Here is an 11,622-nt window from a genome sequence, read left to right on the forward strand (position 1 = left end):
GTTCTATCAGCGCAAACGCACCGAACGACTCATTCATACCCAGGCGCTCCTAGCGTTGGCCCGGCGATTGGTCGACGTGCTGTGGGCACTGCTGCACGACAACCGGCCCTTCGACACCAAGCCCCCGAGCGTCACCGGAGCCCCGGTCGCAGCTTGACATCGTCATTGAGATTCCTCCAATTCGTTTATCTGCTCCTCGAGCGCGTCGAGGAGATCGAGTTGCGCCTCGCGTGCCGCGACGGGGTCCGTGGATCCGCCCGCCGAGAGGCCGCGACTGAGGAGCTCCGCGAAGATGCCGACGGTCGCAGCGAGATCGTCCGGATCGGCTGTCCCGAGGGTGCCCGGTGCGTGGACGAGACCGAGGGAGAACACCGCGAGCATTCGTCCGATCGCCGTGGCTGAGAGTGCGGGATCGACTACACCGGCCTGTTGTAAACGAATGACATAGTCATCGAGCCAGCTTGTCCGCTGCGCGTACCGGTCGTCCGCAATGTGCTTGACGTGCTCCCCGAGGATGGTTGTGTCGTGGGTGTACGCCGCGCAGAGAAGGCGGTCGCCCAACAACGCTTCCAAGCCGAAGCGATACACGGTCGGCAGATCGACAGTCACGGGGGCGCCGAGCACTCGGCGTCGCACTTCGACGACGACGCGTCGAACGCTGGCCGTCAACACTGCTGCCAGGATCGCGGACTTGTCAGGGAACTCCAGGTAGACAGCCCCCTTGCCGACCCCGGCGCGACCAGCGATGTCTGCGACCGTCGTCGCAGGCCAGCCCTGATCGAGGATCAGATCGCGCGCCGCGCTAACGATCGCGTCGCGGCGAGCGGGGATCCGTGGTCGTGGCATGGCACCTCCTCGCCTCTCGTAGTGACCAGAATATCATATCTGGTCACTATGGGAGGCGGTCAGCATGACCATCGGTCGACTCAGCCCTCGACTGCGATCCGATCATCCTCGGTGGCGGGGTCGGTCTGGCAGCGCTCGTTGCACAATGGCCGGGCCATCGATAATCCGAGTCGGATCGGCGTGGGCGGCGGTGCCGAGTGCGTTGTTCTCAGATGAGCGGCGGAGATTTCGAGTGGTGGACTGAAACGGATCTGGCTTCGGGGAACACCGAGGCCAGTGCTTCCTCAGCCTTCCAGGGGCTTCGGGTTGCCGGCGACTTCTGAGGATGTGTCGACGGTCGTCGAGTCTTTCGGGGCGTTCGCAGTGTCGTGGTTCGCCGCGGACAGGTAATGGTCCTGATTATCCAAAACTGCCGTGAGGGCAAGTCCGACCGCGAGTCTGCGCCGAGGATCGGTCAGGTCGAGTCCGGTGAGGTCGGTAATCTGCTTCATCCGGTAGCGCAACGTGTTCGGGTGGACATGGAGCCCTTGGGCGGCACGCTTCGGTTCGCCGTGATGGACGAGGAATGTGGCGAGGGTGGTCACGAATTCGGTTCCCCGTTCCCGGTCGTGCTCGATCAACGCCTGGACCGGACCTTCGGCCAACAGGGTTCCGGTGAGAATTGCGGAGCCGGCTCGCGCCAGAACGACTTCGTGCCAGGCTTTCTCGAAGGTCGTCGACGGCATGTCGAGTAGTCCGCTCCGCGCCAGGCCGACGAGTTCTGTTGCCTCCGAGCGTGATCGGGACAGTTGCTTCGTGGTCTGTGCGGGTGCGCCCGCGAGGGCTGACACGCGCCTGTCGTCCGCGTACAACTCGGCGGCCACGGTTTGCAACCACATCCAACTGCCGACCGTATTTGCCGCCGCATCGTCGGTCACCACTGCCATCGGCATGTCGTCGATCGAGGTGAGCAGGGGCTGAGGCCACCCATGGCGGCGCAGGACAGACGCCCACAGCTCGATCGGGTAGTCCGACCGACCCGCGCCGGTGGCTTCGGCCAGTGCGACGACTCGCCACGGGCCGGGGGGCAATTGCAGATCGGCGGCTTGGTCGGGAGTGAGCAGTGCGGCCCGGAGGCGGTCGACCGCCATCTGCCGAGCCGCACCGGACTGGGCACGCAGACGAAGCAGGTGCAACGCCACCACCGACGCAGTTCGGGTCAGTTCGCGAACTTGGTCTTCGGGAACGAGGCCGGGGTCCACCGCCCAAATGGACCCGAGCAGTTCCTTGCCCGCCCGTATCGGTATGACCAGGCGCGGGAGAACGTCGTCCGGTCCGGCGGCAACCCGGATCGGCTCGTCTGACTCCTGTAGATGTCGGAAGACCCCGCGGGACCGAAAGTGTCGCACTATCCCCTCAGGGACGCGGCGTCCGACAATCGTGGAGATCCGGGCGGCGTCGGCCGTGTCCTGACGCTCGGAGTACGCGAGCACGCGAGAATGGGCATCTTCGATGGTCACCGGCGCGGACACGATGGCGGCGGCGGCATCGGCGAAGGCGAAGAGCTCGCTGTAGTCGCTCTGCTCACGCCGCACCTGCGATCCGGTCAGCGCGGTGGAGTGATCGAGGATGCTGCGGGTCAACCACACCAGGTGTGTCCACGATGCCCGCGCGTGTAACTCGATCAGTCCGACCCCCAGTTCGGTGGCGGCCTCGACCACGCTCGGGTCGTCGACTACGGGTGACTCGAGGACCACCGCGCTGGCACCGGTGCGGGCGGATCGACGCAGCAGCTCGACAGCGGCTGCAGCGGTGCGGATTCCGAGTCCGAGTACGAGGTTTCCGGGTTGTTCGAGATCCGTGTCATCGCCGCCGACGAGGGTGACGTCGGTGATGACATCACGGTTGCCCGACACGACGGGGCGAAGAACTGCCCCGCCCAGCGATTCGATCAGGGCGCTGACGCGGATCATCGCTCTCCTCGGCGCCGGTGACGGCTCTCCGTCACGTCGGTTCCTGCTCGGTGCCAGTGGTTCCATGCGAAGGGACAACCAGCTCTGGCGCGTACTTCTACAGTAGTGTCCGAGTACCGTCGACGGGAGCTCACCCGCATACTGTGACGGCCTTCGGGCCGGCTGGCCCCAGGCCGTCGGTGCCTGCGGCGATCGCGGCCACAGTGCCGAAGACGGGCGCCTGTGGCACCGACGTCGGTTGGGTCATCGCAGTGGGTTGAACGGTCCGAGCTCGGGCGCTGTGCGTCCGGTAGTGATGGTCTCGGCGAGCAGACGTCCCGTCGCCGGGCCCAGGGTGATACCCCACATTCCGTGACCGCCCGCAGCAAACACGCGAGGGGACCGAGTGGCTCCGATGACCGGCAGGCCATCCGGCGTGCAGGGCCGTGAACCGACCCATTCGTCGCGCCGGGTATCGAGATCCGCGCCGCGCAGCAAGGGCCGGGCGGCCTCGACGATCGCGGCGATCCGTCGTCTGTCCAGCGCAGCATCGGGCGCCCGGAACTCCATCATCCCGGCGACCCGCAGGCGGTCCCCGAGCGGCGTGCACGCCACCCTTTGCGCCGGAAAGTAGACGGGGCCCGCAGGAACGTGATCGATCGCGACGCTGAAGCTGTATCCGCGGCCCGCTTGCACGGGTATGCGAACTCCGAAGTCGCGGGCGATGTCGCCGAGCCAAGTCCCGGTCGCGAGCACCAATGCGTCGAACTGGCCCGTCTCACCGGTGGAACCCGAAATGCGAACGGCGTCACCATCATCGAAGACGCGGCTGATCGCGACCCCCTCCAGGATCGCGCCTCCACGCGCCCGGACCGCCTCGGCGAGGCTGTCCACGAACTCGCCGGGATTGATGAATCGCTGACCGTGCAACCTGATTGCGGCCCCGATTTCGTCGGACAACGACGGCTCGACGCCGCGAGCGTCGTCCCCGGACAGCACGTCGAACTCGATCTCCTGACCGGCTGCGCGAATATGCTCGATCTCCTCGAGCAGGACAGTGCGTTCCTGCGGTGTCCGGTATGCGGCCAGGAAGGATTTCGCCTCGCGCGACGGTTCTGTCACACCGCCATCCGCGAGCGCGTCGAACGCGGAGAGTGCACCCCGGTTGATCGCTACGAGCGCCGACATCGCCTCCCGCCACCGGGCCGTGGTGCTGTGCCGAGCGAACGACGCGAGGAACCGAATCAGTCGGGGGTTCAACGTCGGCGGCACGTAAACAGGCGAGGACGGACTGAGCACGGCGCGTATGCCGTATCGCAACACCGCGGGCTCGGGCAGCGGCGTGCTGATGCCAGGAGTGAGCCATCCCGCGTTCCCCCACGACGCTCCGGCCGCGACCCCCGCCCGGTCGAATACCGTGACCTCGACTCCTCGCTCCTGCAGGAACCACGCAGTCGACAGTCCGACCATCCCGGCACCAACAATGCCGACTCGTCGTGGGGCCGTGGAGCCTAGCCTCATGAGCACCTCTCTCGCATGTGTTTGCCGTCACTCGATCGTCGGCGTGTTGGGCACCCATGTCACCGTGCTCTCGCTCCAAACATTCGCCCGCGGGCGGTGCTCACAGCACAATCGCCGGTAATGGTGCGGCAGACGAACCGCCGACTCCCCTTGCGCCCCTGCCCTGCCCGCATCACTCCGGATAGCTCCGAGATCGCCAAGGACAGGAACGTGAAGGGAAAACGCGGTATAGCTGAATCGCGAGCCCAGATGTTCGATGGATTTGACTGTCCTGCAAGGCATTTCCGCGCACATGCTACTCGTCCAGTTCACCCTGGATGCTGCGTTATCGAAGTTGCTGGTTGCATCTCTGCTCGACACACCCCTACAGTGTGATGCGCAGCATAGCGAGAAGCTGAGTCGGCGGACATGGATGTCGCTTCGCTCGTGGCGTGTTCCCGCGCACAAGCATCCGGGCTGAGCCCGTTTCGATCGAGCACGCGGTCAGCCGAGCACGAGCTGACCTGTAGATACCCGCACACCGACACATCCCTGAGATGACCTGCCGAGCAGGGCTCTCGTGATTCCGATTCGATCGCTTGACTTCGCGATGTCGTCACAGCGGCGCCCCGAGTGAGTCGCCGGCGTCGTTCGCTGTGCAGCGTCCGTTTCCCAGCAAGGAGCATCCGTGCCCGAGTACACCGAGCCCAGCGTCGCGACGGCGTTGATCTCCCCACGAGCCGACGAACCACCCCAGCCCGGGTTGTCCCGGCAACTATCCAACCGACACATCCAGCTGATCGCCGTAGGCGGCGCGATCGGCACTGGCCTGTTCATGGGGTCCGGTAAGACCATTTCCCTCGCCGGCCCTTCGGTGATCTTCGTGTACATGATCATCGGCACGATGCTGTTCTTCGTCATGCGAGCGATGGGTGAGTTGCTGCTCTCCAACACCGACTACAAGTCGTTCGCGGACTTCACATCGGACCTGCTCGGCCCATGGGCCGGCTTCTTTACCGGTTGGACGTACTGGTTCTGTTGGATCGTCACGGGCATTGCGGACGTCATAGCGATCGCCGGCTACGTGTCGTACTGGTGGGGGTCGCTTCCACTGTGGATCCCTGCGCTCGCATCGGTGGCCCTGCTTATCGGGCTCAACCTGCCCAGCGTCAAGGCTTTCGGGGAGACCGAGTTCTGGTTCGCCCTGATCAAGATCATCGCCATCATCAGTCTCATCGTCGTCGGACTCGCGATGGTGTTCACACACTTCACCGCACCCAGTGGTGCGCAGGCGTCGTTTGCGAACATGTGGAACGCCGGCGGCTTCTTTCCGACCGGGATCATGGGTTTCGTCGCAGGCTTCCAGATCGCGACTTTCGCATTCGTGGGCATCGAACTCGTCGGCACCACGGCTGCCGAGGCGAAGGATCCCGAGAAGAATCTGCCGAAGGCGATCAATTCGATCCCCATGCGGGTAATGCTGTTCTACGTGGTCGCCCTCACGGTGATCATTTCGGTCACGTCATGGCACTCGATCAGTGCGGACCGCAGCCCGTTCGTGGCCATGTTCTCCCTCGCCGGTCTCGGCATCGCGGCATCGGTGATCAACTTCGTCGTTCTCACCTCAGCTGCGTCCTCAGCGAATTCCGGAATCTACTCCACCTCACGCATGGTGTACGGGCTCGCGCGCGACAGTGCCGCCCCCGCCTCGCTCGGCAGGCTCACCCGGCGGCGAGTGCCGGCGAACGCCCTGTACCTGTCGGGCGTGTTCTTATTGGCCGGTGTGGTCATGGTTGCAGTCGGTGGTTCGATCATCGACGCATTCACCATCGTGACGACGATCTCATCGCTGTGCTTCATCTTCGTCTGGTCGATCATCTTGCTCAGCTACATCGTCTATCGGAAGCGGCGTCCCCATTTGCACGACGCGTCGACCTTCAAGATGCCTGGTGGCGTGGCCATGTGCTACGTGGTGTTCGTATTTTTCGGATTCTTGATCTGGGCGTTCACGCAGAAGGACGACACACTCCATGCCCTGCTCGTCACCCCTGTCTGGTTCATCATTCTCGGTGCGGCGTGGGCCGTTGTGCGGCGTCGACCAGCGCAGATGATGCGCGCCACAGCCTTCCGAGACGGAGCGGAACGGCGGTGATCATCGCTGCCCGATGGGTGAGACCAGGCATGCTCGATTCGGCCAGTTGGTCACCGAGCGGATACCCGTCGAAACAGGGCCAGCGGGCATTTTGACGACGTAGTCTGATCATCGGAAAACCGATGACGACACCAACGCTCGACGACCCTTACACTGTCCCGACCAGGCACTGGCACCGGCTCGGTGATGGCAGGCTGCAGTGCGACGTGTGTCCGCGCGCTTGCAAGTTGCGTGCGGGGCAGCGGGGGCTGTGCTTCGTTCGTGCCCGAGTGGACGAACAGATCGTACTCACCACGTACGGCCGCTCCAGCGGGTTCTGCGTCGATCCGGTCGAGAAGAAACCGCTCAATCATCGCGTGACGCCGTCGAGCAGGCCGCATGAGCAACGGCATCCGCCAGCAGAACTTGGTTTCGGGGCCGGATTTGCATTGATCGAGGTGGCGATCAGCTCAGTGGGCGGGTAGGCGATCCGACGCGGCACCGACTGCGACGACGCGGCCGCGGTGCAGCACCCACAGGCGTTGCGGATGCGCGGCGACGAACGAGTTCGGCAAGCCCTGGGACCAGCGCCGCCTGCCCATGCGCCACGAGCCCCGCGACGACGCGATCGAGGTCTACCGCCGCTGGCAGCAACGCAACAATGGCGAGCGGCGTGTTACGGGAGCGACCACCGCATACTGAGCCGCCCGATCGACAACACGCGCGCGCTATAGCCGCGGCGGTTCGATGCCGAGTTCGCGGAGCCGGTCGCGGTAACGCTCGACATTGGCGAGCTTGATGTCCTCGTAGCCGCGCACCATATCGGTAAGCGCGGCCGCGGTCACCGCCCGGTCGTAACCCCCGTCGTCGAGCGTGGCGGCCAGCGTCGTGACCATATCGGTGTAATGGGCCAGCAGCGTGCGCTCGACACGGCGGACGTGGGCATAGCCGAACGGATCGAGCTTGGTGCCGCGCAACCGCTTTCCCTTGGCCAGCACCCGCAGGACCACATGGCTGCGCGGGCTCATGCCGATCTTCTTCTTGCGGCCCATCGCACGCAGCACCGGCGGGTGCAGACGGTAGGTGAGGTTCGCGCCGTCGGGCAGCTGCGCCGAAACCTCGTCCAGGAAGGCCGGATCGGTGAGCCGACGCGCGACCTCGTATTCGTCCTTGTAGGCGATGAACTTGTACAGTCCGCGCGCGACCTGCTCGCTGAACTCGGTGCGATCGGTGACGCGTTGCTGCGCCGACCAGATGTGCTGCACCGTCCGAACGTAGTCGCGGGCGATCCGAGCATTCTGGAAGCCAATCAATTCGACGGCGCGCAGTTCGACCAGCCGCCTGGTCTCGCCGGCGGCGGTGAGACCGTCGAAAAGGTCGGCCGGAACCGTGATCTCGGCGCGCTCGCGGCGCGGGCGGGTGGTTGCCGCGGCGAATTCGTCCGGCCGCTCGATCGCGATGCGACCCCACCGGAATGCCGCGATATTCGCCGCGACCGCGACGCCGTTGATCTCGATGGCCTCCTCGATCGCTGCCGCGGGCAGGCGCAGGCCACCGAGCTGATAGGCCGCTCCGACCAGTAGGAAGTTGGCGGCGGCGGTATTGCCGAACAGCACCTCGGCGGCGGCAAGTGCGTCGAAGGAGTTCACCGAACGCGACACCTGCGCCAGCCGCGACAGCAGCAGCTGCTCCTCGGGGTAGGACACGGACTTGTCGTAGACCATGTCACCGGTCGGCGTCCTGCTGGTCGAGACGACCGATACCGTCGCCGTCGCCGAGCCGTAGGCAAGGTTCTTGCTGTCGGTGGCGGCGAGCAGATCGAAGGCGACGATGCAGTCCGCCGACCCCGGGGTCAGCCGATTGGCCGGTTCCAGCGCGTCGGGCGCGAACCGCAGATGGGAGACGACCGGGCCGGCCTTCTGGCTCAGGCCGATCTGATCCAGGCTCGCCACCTCGTAACCGGCACGCAGGGCGGCGGTCGCCAACACCTGGTTCACGGTGACGATGCCGGTTCCGCCGATGCCGGCCAGGAACACATTCTGCGTCGCGACGGGTGGCTCGGCGCCGAGTTCGGGCAGCACCGGCGCTTCGGGACGCCGAATGCCTTTGCGCTTGTTCGCCTTTCGCGGTTCCGGCAACTGTACGGTGACGAAGGACGGGCAGTCGCCGTCCAGGCAGCTGTAATCGGTGTTGCACGAGGTCTGCTCGATGCGGGTCTTGCGGCCGAATTCGGTGTCCACCGGCTGCACGGAGAGGCAGTTGCTCTTGACGCCGCAATCACCGCAGCCCTCACATACCGCCTCGTTGATGACAACTCGGGTCCGCCGGGTCGGCAGGGTGCCGCGCTTGCGCTGACGGCGTGCGTCGGCGGCGCAGTGCTGGTCGTAGATGAGCACAGTCACGCCGGGGATCTCACGCAGCGTGCGCTGTGCCTCGTCGAGCCGATCCCGGTGCCACAGCAGGGTTCCTGCGGCGAGATCGCGCTTGCGATAGCGCTTGGGTTCGTCGGCGCAGATGATGATCTGCCGGACGCCCTCGGTGGTGAGCTTGTGGGTGAGCATCGGCACCGCGAGCGCGCCCTCGGCGTCCTGGGCGCCGGTCATCGCGACGACATCGTTGTACAGCAGCTTGAAGGTGATGTTCACGCCCGCCGCGATGCACGCCTGCACCGCGAGCTGGCCGGAGTGGAAATATGTTCCGTCACCGATGTTCTGGAACAGATGCGGTACGTCGGTGAACGGCGCCTGCCCGATCCACTGGGAGCCCTCACCGCCCATCTGGGTGAGACCGGTGACCTTGCTGTCCGCACGCCCCGACATCGTCACCAGCGTATGACAGCCGATACCGCCGCCGGCCAGCGAGCCCTCCGGTACCGCGGTCGACCGGTTGTGCGGACACCCGCTACAGAAGTAAGCGGCCCGCTTGGTGGGCAACACCGACAGCGACAGTGGTTGCGGCAGTGGATGTTTCATCTCGAGATAGCCATCGAGCGCGCGGCGCAGCGGCTTGCCGATCCGGCCCGCGGTGAGTTCACCGTCCTGGGCGAACAGCGGCCGGTCCCGATCGTCGCGCTTGCCGACGATCCGCGGCGCGTTCTCGGTGCCGTACAGGATCTCCCTGATCTGTGTTTCGATGAAGGCGGTTTTGTCCTCGACGACCACGATCCGCTCCAGCCCGTCGGCGAACTGCCGGACCCGTTCGGGCGCGATGGGATACGGCATGCCGATGCGCAACAGCCGGACGCCCGCGCGCAGCAGTGCGTCATCGTCGACGCCGAGATCGATCAGCGCCTGGCGCACGGCGTCGAATGTGGTTCCGGTGGCGGCGATTCCGACGGTGGCACGCCCCGGGTTCACTTCGATGACATCGAGTTCGTTGCACGTGCTGTATGCCTTGACCAACTCCCAGCGCGGTCCATACAAATCCGCCTCGGCGATCACGCTGTCCGTCGGCGCGGCCATCGGTCGCTGCAGGTAGGTGAACGGCCTGCCCTCCCACTCGATCTCGGGCACCGTGATGTCGATATCGCCCACCATGCCGTCGACCGTCCACGCGCCGTCGGCCACATCGGCGACGATCTTCAGTGCCACCAGGCATCCCGACGCCCGGGACAGCGCGACACCGTGCAGCCCCATGGTGATGATCTCGCGCGCATTGCGCGGGAACAACACCGGAATACCCATCGCGGCCAGCGAACGCTCACTCACCGCGGGCACGGTGGAGGATTTCGAGGCCGGATCGTCGCCGACCAGCAGGAGCACGCCGCCGCGGGCATTGGCACCGTACATATTGGCGTGCCGCAGCGCATCCGTCGCGCGGTCGAGCCCGGGCCCCTTGCCGTACCAGACCCCGACGACGCCATCATGGGTCGCATGCCCCGCGGGCAGATCGGCCTGACTACCCCATACCGAGGTCGCGGCGAGTTCCTCATTCAAACCCGGCACGAAGGAAATATCGTGCTCGGCCAGCACATTCGGCATCCCGTTCAGCATCCGGTCGACGCCGCCCAGCGGGCTGCCCTGATATCCGGAGACGAAGGTGCCGATCCGTAGCCCGGCGCGCAGATCACGAACATGCTGCTCGACCAGTTGTCGAGCGATCGCCTGGACACCGGTGAGGACAACGGTGCCTGCGCCGACGCGGTAGCGGTCGGCAAGGTCATAGGGGGCTGGGATCAGTTCGCGGTCGGCGAGCTCGGTCATATCGTCCACCCGTCCGCTAGGCGCCGATCGGGCGCTTCGCTTCGTTGAGCATTTCTTGCCGCCATACTGTCTGTGAAGAGCTGAACGCACAACTGATGAATGACATATTGAGCAGACTGCCCAATTTCCACTCTTCGCAGTGGGCACTGGCTATGCAGGATGTGAGGTGAAATGTGACCTCGGACACCTGGGCTGGAATGGGCTGTGTCTCGTTTCCAGGTGATATCGGCCCAGAAAACGCGGAAGCCGACGTTCACACTGCGATCGTGGCGTGAACCGACGGCACCCCAGAAGGGGAGTGGCAGATGACCGTGCAACGGTTGTCATACACAGCTGTCACGCCGTGCAGTGCAACGTCCATTCGCCGCGATAGTGCAGCCGGGTGACGCTGCCCGGCGGGATGTCGATCCGCCAGAACGATTTCGGCGGCGCGTCCAGGGTCACCAGCAGCGCCGCCCGGATCACCGCCGGATGGGTGACCGCGATGGTCGGCATGCTCTCCGAGGCGATTTCGGCCATCCAATACCTGGTCCGCTCGATCACATCGATCACGGATTCGCCACCGTGACCACGGAACTGCGGGTCGGTCAGCCAGGCGTACAGCTCATCCTGCGGCACCGACATCAGTTCACCGCCGCGCCACGCGCCGGCATCCAGATCGCGCAGCCGGGCGTCCTGCTCGCCCGGAAGTCCCATCAGCGCAGCCGTTTCCACGGTCCGGCGTTCGGGTCCGGTGAGCACCCGAGCCGCGGTCCGGCGGCCACCCGCCGCGATTGCTCGGCGACCGGCCTCGGTCAGCGATTCGTCTACTGGAAAACGTGCCTTTCGCATCGCCTCGGTCATGCCATGGCTGACCAGGTCGAGTCTGAGCACCTTTTGCACGGTTGGCAGCGTACGGTGCGACGCCAGCGGCCGTACTTCGATTGCCACCCCTTCGCTCGGCCCGCGAGCCACTTGCCGGACTCGAGGTATTCCGACCGCCGCTGCTGGTTGTCGGTGCCCGGGTGCACAC

6 protein-coding genes and 3 pseudogenes are annotated in these 11,622 nt (G+C 65.4%); 4 read left to right on the top strand and 5 right to left on the bottom strand.

The annotated features are described in order from the left end of the window. Positions 1 to 157: pseudogene (locus AB0L63_RS30570) on the top strand (IS110 family transposase); the annotation flags it as partial. 5 nt (positions 158 to 162) lie between these two features. Here the strand turns inward: AB0L63_RS30570 and AB0L63_RS30575 are convergent. The 3 genes from AB0L63_RS30575 to AB0L63_RS30585 all read right to left on the bottom strand — a co-directional run bounded on the left by AB0L63_RS30575 (position 163) and on the right by AB0L63_RS30585 (position 4,298). Further along, on the bottom strand, positions 163 to 846 hold the full coding sequence (locus tag AB0L63_RS30575; protein ID WP_364507930.1) for a helix-turn-helix domain-containing protein: 684 nt from the start codon (positions 844 to 846) through the stop codon (positions 163 to 165). Between the two features lie 284 nt (positions 847 to 1,130). Next, positions 1,131 to 2,798: a helix-turn-helix domain-containing protein gene (locus AB0L63_RS30580; RefSeq protein ID WP_364507933.1), complete on the bottom strand. Its 1,668-nt coding sequence runs from the start codon at positions 2,796 to 2,798 to the stop codon at positions 1,131 to 1,133. A 243-nt stretch (positions 2,799 to 3,041) separates the two neighbouring features. After that, positions 3,042 to 4,298: an FAD-dependent oxidoreductase gene (locus tag AB0L63_RS30585; protein WP_364507935.1), complete on the bottom strand. Its 1,257-nt coding sequence runs from the start codon at positions 4,296 to 4,298 to the stop codon at positions 3,042 to 3,044. A gap of 703 nt (positions 4,299 to 5,001) precedes the next feature. On the opposite strand from AB0L63_RS30585, the gene cycA reads away from it, so the two are divergent. From cycA to AB0L63_RS30600, 3 genes and pseudogenes are all read left to right on the top strand, one after another. Next, on the top strand, positions 5,002 to 6,429 hold the full coding sequence (gene cycA / locus AB0L63_RS30590) for a D-serine/D-alanine/glycine transporter (RefSeq protein WP_364508115.1): 1,428 nt from the start codon (positions 5,002 to 5,004) through the stop codon (positions 6,427 to 6,429). Positions 6,430 to 6,551: 122 nt separating this feature from the next. After that, a pseudogene (locus AB0L63_RS30595) lies at positions 6,552 to 6,782 on the top strand (AmmeMemoRadiSam system radical SAM enzyme); the annotation flags it as partial. 187 nt (positions 6,783 to 6,969) lie between these two features. After that, positions 6,970 to 7,110: pseudogene (locus AB0L63_RS30600) on the top strand (nucleoside deaminase); the annotation flags it as partial. Positions 7,111 to 7,136: 26 nt separating this feature from the next. Here the strand turns inward: AB0L63_RS30600 and AB0L63_RS30605 are convergent. Beyond that, the gene (locus AB0L63_RS30605; protein WP_364507937.1) at positions 7,137 to 10,610 is read right to left on the bottom strand and encodes an indolepyruvate ferredoxin oxidoreductase family protein; all 3,474 of its coding nucleotides are present in this window, start codon (positions 10,608 to 10,610) and stop codon (positions 7,137 to 7,139) included. A gap of 336 nt (positions 10,611 to 10,946) precedes the next feature. After that, a complete protein-coding gene (locus AB0L63_RS30610; RefSeq protein ID WP_364507940.1) occupies positions 10,947 to 11,492 on the bottom strand; it encodes a histidine phosphatase family protein in 546 nt (181 codons plus the stop codon). Positions 11,493 to 11,622 lie beyond the last annotated feature (130 nt).

The sequence above is a fragment of the Nocardia sp. NPDC051990 genome (assembly GCF_040680755.1).
GTDB lineage: Bacteria > Actinomycetota > Actinomycetes > Mycobacteriales > Mycobacteriaceae > Nocardia.